The organism is Clostridioides sp. LIBA-6622 (assembly GCF_056716095.1).
This window is the reverse complement of record NZ_CP196998.1, coordinates 1,148,355-1,167,348: the sequence shown is the minus strand read 5'-3', so window position 1 is coordinate 1,167,348 and position 18,994 is coordinate 1,148,355. Positions and strand designations below refer to the sequence as shown.

At 27.3% G+C, this 18,994-nt stretch carries 18 protein-coding genes and 1 tRNA gene; 4 read left to right on the top strand and 15 right to left on the bottom strand.

Going from position 1 to position 18,994, the window contains the following annotated elements; all coding sequences use genetic code 11:
• Positions 1 to 43: 43 nt before the first annotated feature.
• The 9 genes from ACTG47_RS05600 to polA form a co-directional block, all read right to left on the bottom strand.
• Entirely contained in the window at positions 44 to 988 is a 945-nt protein-coding gene (locus tag ACTG47_RS05600) for a hypothetical protein (protein WP_479926422.1), read from the bottom strand.
• Positions 989 to 1,099: 111 nt separating this feature from the next.
• Positions 1,100 to 2,395, bottom strand: coding sequence for a Cwl0971 familypeptidoglycan hydrolase (locus tag ACTG47_RS05595; protein WP_479926421.1), 1,296 nt, complete (start codon positions 2,393 to 2,395; stop codon positions 1,100 to 1,102).
• 122 nt (positions 2,396 to 2,517) lie between these two features.
• Positions 2,518 to 2,889, bottom strand: coding sequence for a VOC family protein (locus ACTG47_RS05590; RefSeq protein ID WP_169466252.1), 372 nt, complete (start codon positions 2,887 to 2,889; stop codon positions 2,518 to 2,520).
• A 278-nt stretch (positions 2,890 to 3,167) separates the two neighbouring features.
• Positions 3,168 to 3,767 (bottom strand): hypothetical protein, encoded by a 600-nt coding sequence (locus ACTG47_RS05585; RefSeq protein WP_054269656.1) that lies wholly within the window; start codon positions 3,765 to 3,767, stop codon positions 3,168 to 3,170.
• A 200-nt stretch (positions 3,768 to 3,967) separates the two neighbouring features.
• A complete protein-coding gene (locus tag ACTG47_RS05580) occupies positions 3,968 to 4,180 on the bottom strand; it encodes a heavy-metal-associated domain-containing protein (RefSeq protein WP_479926420.1) in 213 nt (70 codons plus the stop codon).
• Positions 4,181 to 4,257: 77 nt separating this feature from the next.
• Positions 4,258 to 5,976, bottom strand: coding sequence for an ABC transporter substrate-binding protein (locus tag ACTG47_RS05575; protein WP_479926419.1), 1,719 nt, complete (start codon positions 5,974 to 5,976; stop codon positions 4,258 to 4,260).
• A complete protein-coding gene (locus tag ACTG47_RS05570) occupies positions 5,976 to 6,530 on the bottom strand; it encodes a lytic transglycosylase domain-containing protein (protein WP_479926418.1) in 555 nt (184 codons plus the stop codon). The genes ACTG47_RS05575 and ACTG47_RS05570 overlap by 1 nt, the downstream gene beginning before the upstream one ends.
• Entirely contained in the window at positions 6,523 to 7,125 is a 603-nt protein-coding gene (gene coaE / locus ACTG47_RS05565) for a dephospho-CoA kinase (RefSeq protein ID WP_479926417.1), read from the bottom strand. The genes ACTG47_RS05570 and coaE overlap by 8 nt, the downstream gene beginning before the upstream one ends.
• 8 nt (positions 7,126 to 7,133) lie before the next feature.
• Positions 7,134 to 9,782, bottom strand: a complete 2,649-nt coding sequence (polA, locus tag ACTG47_RS05560) for a DNA polymerase I (protein WP_169466262.1) — start codon at positions 9,780 to 9,782, stop codon at positions 7,134 to 7,136.
• Positions 9,783 to 10,120: 338 nt separating this feature from the next.
• Between polA and ACTG47_RS05555 the strand changes: the two genes are divergently transcribed.
• From ACTG47_RS05555 to ACTG47_RS05545, 3 genes are all read left to right on the top strand, one after another.
• Positions 10,121 to 10,203: transfer RNA gene (locus ACTG47_RS05555), tRNA-Leu, on the top strand.
• Between the two features lie 892 nt (positions 10,204 to 11,095).
• Positions 11,096 to 12,505: an MBOAT family O-acyltransferase gene (locus ACTG47_RS05550; RefSeq protein WP_479926416.1), complete on the top strand. Its 1,410-nt coding sequence runs from the start codon at positions 11,096 to 11,098 to the stop codon at positions 12,503 to 12,505.
• Positions 12,506 to 12,521: 16 nt separating this feature from the next.
• On the top strand, positions 12,522 to 13,715 hold the full coding sequence (locus ACTG47_RS05545; RefSeq protein ID WP_479926415.1) for an alginate O-acetyltransferase AlgX-related protein: 1,194 nt from the start codon (positions 12,522 to 12,524) through the stop codon (positions 13,713 to 13,715).
• A 223-nt stretch (positions 13,716 to 13,938) separates the two neighbouring features.
• Here the strand turns inward: ACTG47_RS05545 and ACTG47_RS05540 are convergent, their stop codons facing one another.
• Entirely contained in the window at positions 13,939 to 14,811 is an 873-nt protein-coding gene (locus tag ACTG47_RS05540) for a LysR substrate-binding domain-containing protein (RefSeq protein WP_479926414.1), read from the bottom strand.
• 131 nt (positions 14,812 to 14,942) lie between these two features.
• Between ACTG47_RS05540 and ACTG47_RS05535 the strand changes: the two genes are divergently transcribed.
• A complete protein-coding gene (locus ACTG47_RS05535; RefSeq protein WP_169466266.1) occupies positions 14,943 to 15,290 on the top strand; it encodes a cupin domain-containing protein in 348 nt (115 codons plus the stop codon).
• 196 nt (positions 15,291 to 15,486) lie between these two features.
• On the opposite strand, the gene ACTG47_RS05530 is transcribed toward ACTG47_RS05535, so the two are convergent.
• The 5 genes from ACTG47_RS05530 to ACTG47_RS05510 form a co-directional block, all read right to left on the bottom strand.
• Positions 15,487 to 15,930, bottom strand: coding sequence for a hypothetical protein (locus ACTG47_RS05530; RefSeq protein ID WP_479926413.1), 444 nt, complete (start codon positions 15,928 to 15,930; stop codon positions 15,487 to 15,489).
• A gap of 2 nt (positions 15,931 to 15,932) precedes the next feature.
• Positions 15,933 to 16,130, bottom strand: a complete 198-nt coding sequence (locus ACTG47_RS05525; protein WP_054269647.1) for a helix-turn-helix transcriptional regulator — start codon at positions 16,128 to 16,130, stop codon at positions 15,933 to 15,935.
• Between the two features lie 153 nt (positions 16,131 to 16,283).
• The gene (locus ACTG47_RS05520; protein ID WP_479926412.1) at positions 16,284 to 17,150 is read right to left on the bottom strand and encodes an AraC family transcriptional regulator; all 867 of its coding nucleotides are present in this window, start codon (positions 17,148 to 17,150) and stop codon (positions 16,284 to 16,286) included.
• 230 nt (positions 17,151 to 17,380) lie between these two features.
• On the bottom strand, positions 17,381 to 18,250 hold the full coding sequence (locus ACTG47_RS05515; RefSeq protein ID WP_479926411.1) for a nitroreductase family protein: 870 nt from the start codon (positions 18,248 to 18,250) through the stop codon (positions 17,381 to 17,383).
• A gap of 503 nt (positions 18,251 to 18,753) precedes the next feature.
• On the bottom strand, positions 18,754 to 18,975 hold the full coding sequence (locus ACTG47_RS05510) for a hypothetical protein (RefSeq protein WP_054269644.1): 222 nt from the start codon (positions 18,973 to 18,975) through the stop codon (positions 18,754 to 18,756).
• Between the last annotated feature and the right edge of the window lie 19 nt (positions 18,976 to 18,994).

Below are 18,994 nucleotides of genomic sequence, written 5' to 3'. Positions count from 1 at the left end.
AATCCTTTTCATATAGCTTTCTAAAGTCTAAATTTTCTGTATTTTATTTTATAGAATTTATAAACAGAGAGTACTCTTGCATAGATGATAAAAGTAGACTTTTACTCACGCTATATTTTTCTTCATTTGCAGCTTTTGAAGCTGTATCAATTTTTTCATTTACATTCTTTACATAATCAATTAAGTTATCTTTAAATAAACGCATTTCAGAATAATCAATCTTTTCAGCTTCTTTTGATATATTTTGTGATATTGCCTTTCTATTTGTCAAAATAGTATTATATTTTTTCATATCAACATTATTTTCATCATTTGACCAAAAACTTGATTCTTCTTTAAAGTTTGTTATTAATTTATTTAATTCATTAGATATACTCTCTATATAAGCGTAATTACTTGTGTATTCTAGAGACAACATTGGGGCATCTAAATGTGACAAAAATGCATCTGGAAATACCTTTCTTACATTGTTTATATGCTTTCTAACCTCATTCTCATCAAATGAAGAGTATGTCTGTATTTTTTTCACACCATCCTTCTCCATAACTGAAAAAGGTATATCACTACTAACTAATGATGTTTGTATTTTTTTCAAGTCATCATTATTATCTATTGCTGCAACTTGAATAGTATACATATCCCATCCCTCTATAGTAGCTAATTTTACTTCTTCTGCTTCTTTAGTATTATTTACTGTTTTTTCTGGATTAGTTTCTTCTTTATCTTCTGAAGTGGTTTGTGATTTAGATTTCTTTCCATTTTTTATTGAATTTAATTCATCAGATATATCTTTATAAGTTATATCTGATGAATGATTTAGAAATGGTATTTTAGCTGATACATATTCAAGTACCTTGCTATCTTTTATTTTTGTATAAGAATAATAGCCAATCAGACACAGGCAAGCAATAGTTATAACATACTTACGTAAATCAATTTTATGTCTATTATTATTAAATCCTCTGTATATCGTTTTTCTTCTATTCATTAGTTTGTCCCTCCCAAAAATTATATTATTAATAAAGTATATTTTTAAGAGTCACAATTTATGAATAGAAATAATTATTTATTCTAATTTTTTAATAAGAAATTATATTTGTTAAGCGAGTCTTCTTGCTCCAAGTAATGCTTTAGACCAATATGAACTAGTTAAATTATCCACCTTAACCTTATTAGGATTGGTCTGAGTACCACTACAATGGATAAACTTACTATTACCTACATATATACCTACATGATTAGTCGCTCCATCTCCATCAGTATCAAAGTAAACTAAATCTCCTGGTGCATAATTTCCCATAGAAACTGAGCTTCCAGACTTAGCTTGTTCTCTAGAAACTCTCGGAATAGAAACACCTACAGAGTTTTTGAAAACATACTGTGTAAATCCAGAGCAGTCAAATTTATCAGGGCCTGATGCACCCCACTGATATGGAATTCCAATAAGAGTATATGCAAAATCTACTATTGTTGAACCCTTTGCTGTAGATTTATCTGAATTTCCATTAAATGATGAATTAGAATTACTATTAGATTGAGAATTCTGATTAGATGATGAACTAGAATTTTCTTTTGTACCTTCATTAGTCTCAGAAATATAACTAGCACTTACCCATCCAGTTGTCCCATTTGATAATTTTACTTTATACCAACCACTACTCTTAGCTTTTAATTCAACAATATCTCCACCATTTAATTTTCCTATTATAGAATAGCTTGTCCCAGGTCCACTTCTTACATTTAAGCTTACAGTAGATGTTACCTTACCATTTTTTCCATCAATTGACTCTTCACTAGATGGTTTTTTATCAGAATTATTAGTACTATTTGAATTAGAACTGTTTGAATTAGAATTATTTGTCCCAACATCTTCTGATGTTTTTGATATATATTGGCTACTAGCCCATCCAGTAACGCCATTTGATAATTTTATTTTATACCATCCATTACTTTGTTCTAATAGCTTTACTACATCTCCATTATTTGCTTTACCAACTAATGAATAGTTAGTACCCGCGCCACTTCTTATATTCAATCTCGAACTCACATTAACCTTACCATTACCACTTATAGCTGTCCCACTTGAAGTTGAGTTACTTTGATTTGATGTACTTTCAGATGAACCACTAGTTGATATGTATTTTGCACTTCCCCATCCAACAACAGAGTTTGATACCCTTACTTTATACCATCCATTAGATTTTTCTAAAATCTCTACAGCTTTTCCTTTGTATAATTTTGCTACTTTATCACAATCAGCGCTTGGCCCACTTCTTATATTCAAAGCACTTGCCGTTACTACTCCTTTTTCAAGAGCACTTGCATTTATGGAACTAACTGATACTGCCACTGCTCCAATTCCTAAAGCTGCTATAGCTTTCTTCACTACTATCACTCCCCCCAACAAATTTTTATAAACATAAAGTCATAACATTATTATCCATTTTTAGTACCTATAATTTAATGATAACTTATAATATTATTAATTGTAAAGAAATTATAAATATTTCCTTAAAATTAATAATTTTTAGGAAGTATTTCAATCCAATAATTATCTGGGTCTGCTATAAAATAAATTCCCATATTTTCATTTTCGAAACATATACAGTCCAAATCTTTATGAAGTTTTTTTGCCTTATCAAACTCATCAACTTCTAAAGCTAAATGGAATTCATTATCTCCTAAATTATATGCTCCATCCCAATCTCTAAGCCAAGTTAATTCTAATGTATGACTAGTAATGCCATCCCCTAAATAAACTAATATAAAACTACCATCTTCTGCTTCTTTACGCTTTACTTCTTTCAGTCCTAAAGCTTTATTATAAAAATTCAAACTTTTTTCTAAGTCAGTAACATTGAAATTGTTATGGCAAAAATTAAACTTCATTTTTAAATCACCCTCCGATTTTTATTTTTTTTATATTATATCATTATTATAAATTTATTTAAATCACATTAAGTTAAAAATTTGAATAATGCTGTGTAATTCCTAAATAGTAGTAAATTATTTAAGATAATGTGTCAAAAAAAGAATAAGTTCTATCAAATCCACAGAAGAATTATAATCAAGTTATACTTAATCATGTAAATTGATAGAACTTATTATTTAAAATTTTTATAATAATTACTTTGCTCCATTTAATTATAGCTAAACAAATTAAAACTTTAATTCTTAATCTTTTCTTTGATAATATAGTTTATTACTTTCTTTCTAATGTCTTCAGCATTATAATCATCTTCTACTTGTATATCCAAAAGTTTTGCTATAGATTTCATATCTTCCCTAGTTTTTGACCTATAACTTGCTATTAATTCATCTTTTATCTTTTCAGGTTCTAAAAGATATTCTTCATCTCCTCTTTTAAAAGCAACATACTTTTGAGCATATGAACTTCTATTATAGTATATATATCTTGATATTTTTCTTAAAATCTGATTATATGAAAGTCTCTTGTTAATATCAAGCTTTAAGTACTCTGAAAAAGCAAATAGTTCTTTTTTTGATTTAAATAAAGTTTCCTTCTTTATGGTTCTTGATATCGAATTTACACTTTCTTGATATGCACACTTTTTCAACATTTTTAAATATACTCTGTTAAGACCAATACTTTGATTAAATTTTTTTATGTTATTATTGATAATCTTATCTAAATTGCCCTCAAAGTATTTTTTTGCTCCTTTTTGTGATACATAACTTTCAAGTTCTTTGTGGGCCATATCAAGTATCATTTTTTTTAAATCCTCTTTATATCCCCTAGATTCCATGATACTCCCTCCCTTAACTATTTATAGTATATTCAAAATAATTAAGAAATGTGAGTAATTACAAAATTTTTTTACTTTTTATGTATATATTAATTTAAAGGGGGAGATAATAGTAATGTAAAATCAAACATACTCAATCTCCCCCATTTTTAGACCTCTATTACTCCCCCAATAGAGGTCTTTTTTTAGTTTATTATTTTCTATTCAATTCCTTTTAGTTCAAACCCTAATTCTGCTATTACTTCTTTTAATTTTTCAGTTGATACATCTTCTTTCATATCTACAAATGCACATTTGTTTTCTAAATCTACATCTAAAACTTCAACTCCATCTATATCTTCTGTTAATGCAGTTTTAAGATGATTTACACAATGACCACAACTCATACCTTCTACTAATAGTTTCTTTTTCATTTAATTACCTCCTTATACCCTATAAGGGTATTTTATCATATAGCTTTGACTTTTTAAATACCAATTAATCATTTAATTTAATTTGATTCACTAGACTTTATATCTAGATTAGATATTCCCTCATATACATCAAAATCATTTGGAGTAATTTTACCTTTTAATCTACTATTACTTACAATATAGTTATTTCTAATAGCTAAACTTATGAATGTTGCGTTATCTGTTACATATGTCTGTACATCTTTGTATGCTTTCTTTGTTTCAATTTCAGATGTAGAACTTGTAAGTGCAGACATATATCCATTTAGCTTATCATCAGTATATCCACTACTTGCTATAATGCTACTTGCATCTGGTATACTTGATAGTTTCCATCCAACCAATGCTAAATCGTAGTTTTTAGAATTAAGAGCATTTTCCATGTCTTTATCTGATAACTGGTTTATTGTATTGTTTATTCCTATAGCCTTTAAGTTTTCACTTATTATATTTGCAGTTTTTAATCTTTCACTATTATCTCTATTTACTATAATTTTTAAATTCATTTCAGATAGCTTTTTCTTTACTTCTTCTTTTTCTCTATTTTTTTTATCTTCAGCTTCTTTTTTAACTCTTTCCTCTTCCTCTTTTTTAGCCTTTGCTTCTTCTTCAGGAGTAAGTTTCTTCGTATTCTTTTTAGTTGATTTTTTTTGTTTTTTATCTACTTTATTATCATTTGAATTTACTGAATTTATATTTGCATATTCTACTTTATTAAGATACTCTATTGCTTTATCTTTATTGAATTCTAAAGCTTTCATTTCACTATTATAGTATTTTGATTTTGAATTAAGTGGAAAATTCACTGAAGTAGCATCATCCATATATCCCTCGCTAATAATTTTATCTTTATTTATAGAATGTGCAATTGCTTTTCTGAAATTGACATCTTTGAAAAAAGAATTATTATAATTAAATAATATACATTCATAATCTCTACCTTGATATTTTGTTATATTAAACTCTTTCTCTTGAAACTTACTCAAATCATTCAATGTGACATTAGTTATATCACTATCAAGAGCCATAACCATAGATGTTCTTGCATCTTCATTAGGAACCATACCCACTTTTATATTCTTCATGGTCTTTGGAACTTCTTCATAGTAATCTTTATTTACAGATAAAACCATTCCTTCTCTTTCTGTATATGATTCTATTTTATATTTCCCATTTCCTATCATATTATTATTTTTATCATTTGCATCTTTTGAATCTAAATGATTTTGAGATACTATTGGAAAAGTTAAGCTATCAATAGAGAAAGCATATCTAGCTTTAAATTTTATTGTAAAATCTTTGTCTGACTTAATATTCACTGAAGCTATGTTTTTAGTAAATTCATTGTATGGACTATCTGCGCTTTTTTGAATTAAACCAATAGTATAATTTACATCATTTGAAGTAACAACTTTTCCGTCATGCCACTTTGCATCTTTTAACTTTATATCTATACTCATTCCATCTTGAGCTATATTGTATTCTTTAACTAGTTGAGGAGTTACATTATAGTTCTCATCTATAGTAAATAAACCATCATAAACTAAATTCATTATATAACCAACAGACTTATCAGCATTAGTTATAGGATTTATAGTTTTTGGAGTTACCATTGTTAAGTTTATATACTTAGCATCTATAGAACTTTGACTTTTCAAACTTGAATCGCTACTACTTTGTTTTGTTTTAGTATTACTACAACCAACTACCATAAGAGTTATAGCTAAAACAACTGTTAAGACTTTTATTCTCTTCATTAGTTTTTTCCTTTCTTGCCATATATCTTATTATAATGTTTATAATTATTTTTAACTTTTTCTACATACTTTGAAGTTTGCTCAAAAGGTATATCATGTAGATTTTCTCCGTCTTTACTATATTCATTATTTTCTAACCACTTTTTCACATTACCAGAACCACCATTATATGCAGCTATTACTAAGTCCAATTTACCAAATTCTTTATATAATTTATTTAAGTACCAACAACCAAGCTTTATATTAGTCTCTGGGTCAAAAATATCAACATTATCTAACTTTAGTTCATCTGCTCCCCAATCCCTAGTTATGTCTAACAGTTGCATTAAACCCTTTGCTTCTTTTTTTGAAACAGCAGAACTATTAAACTTACTTTCAGCTTTTATAACACTGTAAACTATATTTTCATCTAAATTAAATTCCTTAGAATATTTTTCTACATATTCTGAATATTTTTTTGGATATAAAAATTTATGTATTACTTTACTTTCCATTAATAGTGCTCCAAATAAGATTATAAAAATAGATAGAACCAATACTTTCTTACTATTCACGCCAATTCTCCTTCATGTACTCAATAAATTTGTGTGCTTTACTTTCTAATTCAGTTATTGTTCCCGAATTATCTATTATATAATCACCATATTTGGATTTTTCTTCCTGACTCATTTGTGAATTTATCCTACTAATTGCTTCTTGCTCACTACAATTATCTCTGTTCTTTATTCTGTTAATTTGCACGTCTTGTTTACAAGTAACTACTAATAGCTTGTCAATCATCTCTAAAAAGCCACTTTCTACCAATATAGCTGCATCTAAAATTACTATACTTTCGCCTCTTTTTCTTACTTCATCTATTTCACTCATTATTTTTTCTCTTATTCGTGGATGAGTTAAATTGTTTAGTTCTCTAAGCTTTTCTTCATCATTAAAAACTATTCTTCCAAGAGCTTTTCTATTTAATGTTCCATCATCATTTTTTATATTTTGTCCAAAACAATCAAACACTTTTTTTAATAATATCTTATCTTCAAATATTTTTCTGGATATAATATCTGCATCCACTATAGAAATATTAAGATTTCTGAATATATTTGATAGGCTGCTTTTTCCACAGCCTATTCCTCCTGTAAGTCCTAATATCAACATAAAATCACCTACTTTGTCTCATACCAAGAACTACCAACATTTAAATCTACATCTAAGTGAACATCCATACTTACAGCATTTTCCATTTCTTCTTTTACTATCTTTTTAACTATCTCTATTTCATCATCAATTGCTTCAACTATCAATTCATCGTGAACTTGTAGTATAAGTTTTGACTTCAAATTGTTATCTTCCAACTTTTTATGAACATTTATCATTGCAATTTTTATTATATCTGCTGCACTTCCCTGTATTGGTGCATTCATCGCAAATCTCTTTCCTCTATTTCTCTCCATAAAATTACTTGATTTTATTTCTGGTATATATCTTCTTCTGTTTAAAATTGTTACAGCATATCCATCTTCACTAGCTTTTTCTATTGTCATATCCATAAACTCTTTTATTTTATGGTATTTAGCAAAATAACTTTCGATGTACTCTTTTGCTTTTGGAACAGGTATATTTAAATCATCAGCTAATCCAAAATCGCTTTTACCATATATAATACCAAAGTTTACAGCCTTAGCTGCACCTCTCAATTCACTAGTGACATCCTCCATAGGAACATTGAAAACTTGTGAAGCCGTTTTAGTATGAATATCTTCATTGTGTTTAAATGCTTCTATCATATTTTCATCTTGACTCATATGTGCAAGAACCCTAAGTTCTACCTGTGAGTAATCGGCATCAACCAACTTACAATTATCATCTGCAATGAACACTTTTCTTATTTTTCTACCCATTTCCATTTTTATAGGTATATTTTGAAGATTTGGTTCTGTAGATGAAATTCTTCCTGTAGTTGTTATTGTTTGATTAAATGATGAATGAATTCTATTACTTTCTGGATTTATTATATTTAAAAGCCCTTCAACATAAGTAGAGTTCAGCTTTACTATTTGTCTATACTCTGTTATCTTATCTATTATTGGATGTTTATCTCTTAATTTTTCTAGAACATCCGCATTAGTAGAGTATCCAGTCTTAGTTTTTTTGATTATTGGAAGCTCTAATTTTTCAAATAATATAACACCTAGTTGCTTTGGCGAATTTATATTAAATGGCTCTCCAGATAATTCATAAATTTCCTTTTCTAAAGTAGCTATTATTTCTTTAAACTCAATACTTAATTCATCCAAGATACTTTTATCTACTTTTATGCCTTCATATTCCATATGTCCTAAAACCTCTACTAAAGGCATCTCTACATGATAAAAAAGACCATCCATACTCATATCTATTAGACTTCTTTCCATCATAGGAACTGTTTCTTTTACTGTACATATTATTTGACCCATGTACTCAGCTAAATCCTCAAATTCCAAATCCTCATAGTTTTTAGATTTAACGCCTTTTCCTAACAACTCTTCTTTTGATTTAACCTTCTTTGATAAGTACTTCATGGCTATTGCACTACAATCATATGAAGTAGATGAAGTTGAATCTATTAAATACTCAGCTATTGTTATATCAAAATACATATTTTCCAAGTTTATATTATATGGTTTTAGAGATATATAATCATCTTTTAGATTATATCCATATTTCTTAATTTCACTATTTGAAAGTATCCTATCTAATTTTGTTACTTCATCTGAATCTATATAATATATTTTTTCTCCATCTACACTTATAAAAATATATATTATATTTTTTTCAAGTATATTACCTTGTCCTCTAACAGTTTTTAAAATAACTTGTCCTTTTTCATTCACTTCATCTATAAATTTATCCATGTCTTTTAATTTTAATATTTCTATTTTTTCTTCTACTTGCTCAGTATCATTTGAATCAACTAAATCAACTAATCTTGATAATAGACTTGTAAATCCAAAATATCTAAATTTATCTAAAAGCTCATCTTTATCATAATCACCAAAAATCATACTGTCTAAATTTACTTCTATTGGTACATCTCTTATAATAGTTGCTAGTCTTTTACTTTGAATAGCAAGTTCTTTATTCTCTTCTATTTTCTTTTTTACACTACCTTTAAGTTTATCTGTATTCTCTATTAAGTTCTCTACACTAGAGAACTCTTTTATAAGCTTTATACCTGTTTTTTCACCTATTCCAGGTACTCCAGGTATATTATCTGACTTATCTCCCATAAGACCTTTTAAATCGATAAACTGTGTTGGAGTCATCTCGTACTTTTCAATAACAGAATTAAAGTTGTATTCTTCTACTTCCCCAACTCCTTTTTTTGTTATAAGGGTAGTTGTATTATCAGAAGCAAGTTGAATAGCATCTTTATCTCCAGTTACTATATATACCTTATATCCATTCTCTTCTGCTTTTTTAGAAACAGTACCTATAATATCATCTGCTTCATAACCATCTATTTCTAATCTATTTATTTTAAATTTATCTAAAAGGTCTTTTAATGGCTGTAATTGCTCTGCCAATTCATCTGGCATTCCCTTTCTTCCAGCCTTATATTCTTTATATTCTAAATGTCTAAATGTAGGTGCTTTCCTGTCAAAAGCTACACTTATATGTGTTGGTTCATATATATCAATCATTTTAAACAACATTGTCGTAAATCCATATATGGCATTGGTCTTTAAACCTTCTTTATTATTCATTTCTGGAAGAGCATAGAAAGCTCTATTTATTATTGAATTTCCATCTATTATAATTAATTTTTTTTCCAAATTATATCACTCCTAAAAATTATCTATTTTTCTAACATATATATTATATACCAATATACTGTTATTTAATATTCCCATAATAATAATAGTATATTAAAATTAAATATGTTGCAAACAATATATTTTTTTGCTATAATAATATACATGATATGCCCGAGTGGTTGAATTGGTAAATACAATGGGTTCAAAATCAACTGTGTTGATTCATAAGTTTTTGTAATAAAAGTCTAGTATTTATGATATTTTACAGTTTGATGAGTATTTTGTATTCAATATTCCTCTTGCATATTCTTGGAAAATCTGGTAGGATATACAAGTAGCTTGGATTTAAAATATAAGCCGCTGTGGCGGAACTGGCATACGCATACGACTCAAAATCGTACGGGAAACCATATGGGTTCGAGTCCCATCAGCGGCACCAATAAAAAAAAACTCTTTAGTATATACTAAAGAGTTTTTTTTATTGTAATATTTTTTCATCTTGAACTCCTAAAACATATCTAAACAAAGCAGGATTTTTTATGTATTTACTTAATAAATCCATACTTCTTATCATATTAATTTTTCCCCAATCTCTAAAACTTTTCCCTCTCTAAAAATATTTATAATCAATCATCATTATTCAGTATAACGATTCGATATTATTTTAAAGTATTTGTCATTTAAAACAAACTTGTAATAAAAGCATATCTGAAAGTATTCTGACTCCAATACTTAATAAAGAGTTCTTTTTATAATTATATATAAACAACATCTATCTTAATGGACTGTATAGAGCTACAACCACAGGCAAACACATATAGTTAAGCAATGTGTCCGTGATTTTTCTTTATTATTTTATTGTAATAGCTTTATTAATCCATTATAACATTATATCATTTAAAAAAATTATGTAAAAAGTCAAAATTTACATATATATTAATTAAACTTGTAAAAACATAGTTAAATTTGTACAATTAAGTACTTAAAACTTGAAAATACTTACTTTGCTATATATTTTAGATAAAGATATAATTTATTTAGTTAAGAAAAGAAGTGGTAAATATAAAATATAATTTAAAAATAACACTAAAATACATAAAAAGTTATAAAGCTAAATCTTTAGCAATTGCTCTGAGCATAATTCTTGCTACATCAACTTATTGTTGGTATTGCTACTCTCTCAATAAGTGCTCAGCAAGCAGCAGTAGTTAAATAGTATGGGTCTAAAATCAGAAATAAATCAAAACCTTACTCTTAATATATATATTATTAATTTTAGTTGTTTTATTTATTATTCATTTATTAAATAATAAAAAGATAAGGAGTCTAATATGATATTCAGTAGTTTAATATTTTTATTTTTATTCTTTCCAGTCACACTCATTTTCTATTACTTGGCAAATTCTAAGTATAAAAATGTCGTATTACTTCTAGCAAGTATTGCCTTCTATGCATGGGTAGAACCAAAATATATTTTTTTGATGATGCTATCAATAATAGTAAACTATATATTTGGTATTAAAGTTTCTGACAGTAAAAATAAGAAAATATGGGTTGTGCTTTCTGTGATTTACAATATATCCATTCTTGGTATATTCAAGTATAGCAATTTCTTTGTAGATAATATTAATTTTTTATTAAATACAAATATAACTATACCTGAAATTAAATTACCTTTAGGTATCTCATTTTTCACATTCCAGATAATGAGCTATGTAATAGATGTATATAGAAATGATGCTAAAGTTCAAAGAAAATTAACTAACCTAGCATTATACATAAGTTTATTCCCTCAGCTTGTAGCAGGTCCTATTGTTAGATATCAGACTGTGGCAGGTGACATTGAACATAGAGAACATAATTGGTATAAATTTACTCAAGGCGTAAACAGGTTCGTTATTGGTCTTGGAAAAAAGGTAATTTTAGCAAATCAATTAGGTATAATCGCAGATGATGTATTTAATAAGTCATCAGGAGATTTATCAAGACTTGATGTGTGGCTAGGTGTAGTTTGCTATACACTTCAAATATTCTATGACTTTAGTGGTTATAGTGATATGGCTATTGGTTTAGGTAGGATATTCGGATTTGATTTTTTAGAAAATTTCAACTATCCATATATCTCTCAAACAGTATCTGAGTTTTGGAGAAGGTGGCATATATCTTTAAGTACTTGGTTTAAAGACTATGTATACTTCCCATTAGGTGGAAATAGAGTCTCTAGATTAAAACTATATAGAAATCTATTTATAGTATGGTTTTTAACTGGCATGTGGCATGGAGCTAATTGGACTTTTATTATATGGGGTCTATATTTTGGAATATTAATATCAATAGAAAAAGCATTTTTAGAAAAGTTATTATATAAAATGCCAAGAATCATAAGACACATGTATTTACTTTTTATAGTCATGATTGGATGGGTATTCTTTAGATCAGAAGATTTACCAAAAGCTATTAATTTTATAGGTATTATGTTTGGTTCTGGAAATTATTCACTTGCCAGTAATGGATTCAATGTATTTATAATTGAATATTGGTATGTAATTGTTGGAGCAATCATTCTATCAACTCCTATTGTAAAAGTTGTAAAGTCATTAATAGTTAAGAAGAATAAAAATACACTAAATAGCACAGTGTGTCAAGTTACTAATGCAGCTTTCATAGCTGCTTGCATGTTTATTGTAATGGTAATGTTAAGTAGCTCAACTTATAATCCATTTTTATACTTTAGATTCTAATTTTGGAGGTACAAACATGAATAAAAATAAACCAAGGATTGTTGCTATTTCATTTTTAATTATAGTATTTGGATTTTTTATACTAAACTTCGCACTTCCAAAGAAAAAATTAAGTATAACTGAAAATAGAAATCTTGCAAAATTCCCAACTATAGAAAATTTTAAAAAAGGTAACTACATAGATAAATTTGAAGAGTACTTTAATGACCATTTTGCATTTAGAGATGAAATGATATCAATAAATACAAAATCTCAAGCTAGTTTAAATAAAACTAAAGTAGGTAACTATTACTTAGGAAAAGATAACTGGATATTAGGTATGTTTCCAAAAGTTTTAAACCAAAACCAATTAAATAGATACGAAAAGTCTATTAATTACTTATCTAATCTAAGTAAAGATATGGGAAAAGATGTGTATTTTACAATGATGCCACATAAATCTAATATGTTAAAACATTTATATCCTAAGTATGTTGATAATATAAGTAATATAGATATAAATTTAAAGAATTTTAAAAGTAGATTAAATCAAGATTCAATTAAATACATAGATATGGATGAGTATTTTTTAAGCAACTATTCAAATAAAGAAAGAGAAAATTTATATTTTAAAACTGACCATCACTGGACTGGATATGGAGCATTTGAAGGCTTTAAAATGATGGCATCAAATATGGACTTGGGTCTTTCTAAGCACGATTTAAGAAATCATTTTAATAGCTACAAAAAGTCTATAGTTACTGATAAAAAGTTTGTAGGAAGTTATAATCAAAATATAGATATGCTAATTAAAGAAAATGAATATGTAGTTTATATAACAAAAGATAACCAAGATTATAGCTTTGATATAAATGGAAAAGAAAAAGAAGAAAGGGAGGTTTATGCAACTAAAAGAAGTGATAAGAAGTGGGATTATGGTGGGGCATACATTAGAGGAGCTCAAACTAATATATTAACTGTAAAAAATCCTAAAGCATTATTAGATAAAAAAATACTAATATTTAGAGATTCATACCAGGCTCCTACAACACTTTTATTTGCTGATATGTTTAATGAAGTAGAGATAGTAGACCCTAGAAATATAAACTCAATAGATAAAACATACAAAGATATGATTGAGGAAAGTAATGCTGATGTTGTAATGTTTATGTATAATAGCTCTGGGTTTGATTCAATGATAGATGCGATGATAGATAAAGGAATAGTATAATAATATAAAAATAGTAACTAAAATTAATTTTAAGGGATTATTTCAAAATAAAAATTTGAATCATCCCTTTTTTGTACCAAAACCGGAAAAGAGACTGTTCATCTAACAATGCATATACCTACTATATAAACTTATAAACAAGCGCTCTACACTATGTTATCTTTCTAAAAATATCAATATATATCTTATATTAGCATCGCACAAACAATAAAAAAATAATCCCTTACATCTTTTTTACAATAGAGATAAAATCGCAAATATTCTTAGACAGCCATTTATCTTTATGGTAGATTAATTGTGAAAAAATATTATAGTCTGTAGTAAATGGGACCTTAACCAATTCATATTTTTCTAATTCCTTCTCCACTGCAAGCTCTGGAAGAAGACACAGTCCAAGCCCACTAAGTACTGTTTGTTTAATTACCTGAATACTTCCAGTTTCAAGAACTATTTTTGGTACTATAGATAATTCAGACAGCTCTTTCTCAAACAGACTTCTATAACAACAACTCTTTCCTGTCAAAATAAATGGAACATTTTGAAAGTCCTGAACATACACCTTTTCTCTTAAGGCTAAATCACCTTCTGGGACTGATAAGACACAGATAGATTCCTTATTTCTTAATGCAGAAATAGTAGATTTATCATTTACAGGTAAATCAAGTATAAATGCTATGTCAATAGTATTATCAGCAAGTAAAGGGAGAAAATCAGAAGAATCTAGAGTTTTTATAAAAAGGTCAACATCTGGATATTTCTCTTTATATATTTTGATAATCTCAGGTAACTTAAAAATACAAATAGACTCTGATGCTCCAATAACAATACGACCATAATTATCTTTCTCTTTATACATTTTTTCTATATCTGATGATAATAAAAGCATCTTTTCAGCATATGGAAGTAACTTTTCACCTTCTCTAGTCAATGCTACACCTTTTCCAATACGTTCAAAGAGGCGTACATCCAATTCTCTTTCTAATTGTTGTATATGAGCTGTAATATTTGATTGTGCATAGTTTAAATATTCAGCAGTCTTAGTAAAATTTTTAATTTTACTAAGTATTAAAAATGTGTTCAAATGTTTTAATTCCATATCTATTTCTCCCATTCTATCTAAATATCAGATTAATATAATCAAATCAATCTATTTCACAAATAATAAGATTGATGTTAACATACAGGTATAGTAAAGTCAAACAAAAATAAAACCTAAAGGAGATTTTAATGTTATCAAAAACTAACATAATTGAAGAAGTAAATAATATTGGACAACTGTATGTATACAAAAAATTAGGAAAGATAAACAATAATGTATTAAGTGTTGTACAAGTAGAAAACAGAAGCTTAGATTTTCATGTTCATGAAAAATCAGATGAATTGTTTTATGTAATAGAAGGAGAATTTAATTTGGAAACACCAGAGGTATCAACAGAAGTCAAAGAAGGAGAATTTATCATTGTACCTAAAAATACAATACATAGACCTGTAGTTAAAAAACTTACAAAATTTCTAATGATTGAATTAGAAGGAACTCTTAATAAAGAAAATAGTGGTGATTTATATGAAGACTAATCTATTTTAGAATCTCTAAAAATCACTCATAAGTAAGAATACTGTAATACTTCTCTTTAAAAATATATAGAGTTCCATATAAAAAAGCCACAATATGTAATACTTGTGGCTTTTAAGAAGTTATACAATTTCATAAATTAATCTACTAATATAAAGTTTAAAACTAATTTACTTTTATCCAATTTCATATTTAGTGTTACAACCTTTTATCTAACTTATTATATACAACGACTCCACAAATAAATTGAAATAAAATAAGCAATCCAAGAACAATTAAAACCCACTTACTTATTACCATTACAGAGAATACACTCAATATAGAAACAATAAATATAAGAATTACGAAAACATAAGACATGATTTGGTTAGTAATACGTCCAGATTTATCACGTAACATAATTCTTCTTTCATCATGCATCTCTATTCTTTGATTCTCTACCTTTTCTTCATATTCTACAGCTCTTTCTGGCTTACTCCAATATATATATTGAAAAATCATACATACCCCAGGTCCTAAAGCAGCTCCAGATAATCCCCAAATAAAAGCTTCAAATGAAAACTCTGTAAACATAGCCAATAAAACAAGTAAAATTCCAAAAATAAAATATCCAATTCCAACATATAATCTATTCTTTTTCATTTTCACTCCTCCTCATAAATAAATATTTCTTCAATATTCATATCAAAATATCTTGCTATCTTAAAAGCTAGTATGATAGAAGGATTATATCTACCATTTTCTAATGAACCTATAGTTTGTCTTGATACTTGCAATGCAGATGCAAGTTCTTCTTGTCTTATACCTCTCTTTTTTCTTATTTCTTCTAATCTATTTTTCACATTTTTCTCCTTTAATATCTCATTAATGTAAAGTTTACTTTCCATAATTATACAACTATTTCCCTCTTATGTAAAGCCTACTTTCCATTTATTCAAAAAAATAACAGACCTTTTTCAGTCTGTAATTTTAAAATCTTATATTATTCGTTAACTTTAATGTTGTTTCCTAATTGGAATCCAAACTTCTGTAGTATAATTAGGAGTATTGATATTACCATTAGGATAAAGTTCAATATCTGGCAAATTAGCATATACATATCCAGAGCTTGGTAACCACTCAGTAATAATTCTTTTTTGTAATTCTTGTATTGCCAAAGCATTTGGCATTGAAGATACACATTCAAATACTGCCCATGTACCTGATGGTATAGAGTATTCGTAAGTGTTTTCTAATACAGGCTCATCTGTTGAAGTAGCAATATAGTAATCTAAATCTTTGCCATTAGTACATACACTAACTCCTAGCAATCCTTGAGGTTCGTTATTTATCAATTCTGAAAGCTTATCAATGGTTCCATCTTTTATGGATTTAGCCCACAACTTAGGAATTCTATCAAAACATTCTTCTACAACCATATTCATACTTTCTTTTATGCCAACAATACGAAATCCTTTCTTTTCTACAATACGATATTGCATTTCTACATTCCCTTTTACATAAATAGTTAATGTCATCTTAGGGTACGCTTTTAAAACAACACCCTTTGTTCTAGCTGCTGATGGGGAAATACTATGTATATTTTGAAAAGCTCTATTAAAAGATGTTGGTGAATCATAACCATATTTCTCTGATAGTTCTAAAATTTTAATGTTACTATTCTGTAGTTCAAAGGCAGCTTTAGTCATACGTCTTCGTCTAATATATTCAGATAGTGGTACATCTGCGATATATGAAAACATTCTTTGAAAATGAAAGGTTGAACAACATGCGATTTTTGCTGCTTCTGCATAATCTACTTCACTTTCAAGATTATCTTCAATATAAGTAATAGCTTGATTTAATTTATTTATCCATTCCATTTGATATTACCTCCAAGCAAATTATACAATCTAATAAAATAATATACCTCTCTATTCATGCACAAAATTGTAAGAATTTAAATTCATAAGTATTTTTTTAATTTATAGCTATAATAAATATGAAAGTTATATTATACAATAAAAAAGTTCAATAACATTTTACAATATAATGTTATTGAACTTTTTATAAAAATTAATTTAAGTGTAGTTAAATTAAGTATTAAATTATCTTATATATTACAATATCCAACTATCTTATAATCTTCTGGTACTTTGTAATCTTTATCTGGAGTACCTAAATTCCATTTCAGTTCAAACATAGTCGCACTTATTATTGTTGCAAAGTAAAGCATAACAATACCTATATCAATTTTTTCTTCATATAAACTAGTATGCCCATCTTTTCTAACAGCTAAAACTACAACTCCTCCATCAACTATAAATCTCCATGGCTGTCTATTTAATGTAGATGGCGCTAATCTTGCATAGTGGAATGCCTCAAGAAGAGCTCTCTCTTCTAATACTTCTATACTTGCATCATTTCCCCATTCATCCATGTAAACTACATCTTCTACACCAAGTCTAGAAGAACCATTGTCTAATACAACTTGCATATCAGATTTTGAATAATTTTCTCCAGTTTTTGTAGCATTTAATACTTTAGTATTACTTGCATTTTCGCCATATCCAATTGCTATAATTCCTGTTACTTCTTTATCTGAATCAATTCCAAGTTTCTCTCTTACTTTTTTGCCATCTTCAAAAGTAACCCAACAAGAACCTATTCCAAGCTCTGTCACTTTAAAGATTATACTTTCACCTATGTATCCTGAATTTTCAATATAATTATCTTTTACATCAGATAATATGATAATATAACTTGGAGCATCTATCATATTTCCTTTGTATCCTGCCACTTTATCTAAATTGTCGAAAACTTCATTTCTATTCATAATTCTTATGTCAACATCTATTTCTGGAACTAGTTTCTTGCAAGATTCTGAGTATTTCTTAATGTCACTAAGATATTCCTCTTTAATATCTGTGTTCTTGTATTCTCTAACAGACTTTCTATTTAATATGATTGTTTTATAATTCATAATTTTATCCTCCCCAAACTAGTATATTATTAATTATATACCCATTAATACGATATTTTACTCATTTACTTAACAAATAATAATTACAATTTTGTAATCATTATTTGTTAATAATATTCCACTTTTACATTAATAATGACCAGTTGTGCAAAATCCATTGCCAACCTTCAAATAAACACATATTATAAAGGTAATATAAAATAAACAAACAAATCTTAACAAAAAATTAAACTTTTTTTACACGAAAGAAGGCTTCCCGTTGCCTTCTTTATTTTTTCAAAAAAATAAGCTGTTCCTAAAATGATTTCACATTTTGAAACAGCCAAATTGTTTTATAATGACAACTATAATTTGAGGATGTGAGGGAGAGTTGTCATTATAATTTTAGGGTAATTATATTATGTTTTAAGCTAGTTCTTTCTATATTTATATAATACATTTTATATATGAATTTTATATGAGATTGGTATAAATGGTATATGAAATTACGTATATTTATTATATTAAATCTTATTATTACATTTTCCACAGCAATACTCATATGTCTCCACATTATTTGGAATATTTACAAATACAAATTCTTTACAGTTCTCACAATACTTCAATATAGATATAGTTCCACAAGTATAACATTCAAATGTCACACAATCCTCATTTTCCTCTACTATCTCAAATTTTTTACTGTGTTCACCACACTCTGGACACTTGTGATTATTTACATTCATAAATACTCCTCCTTATTAA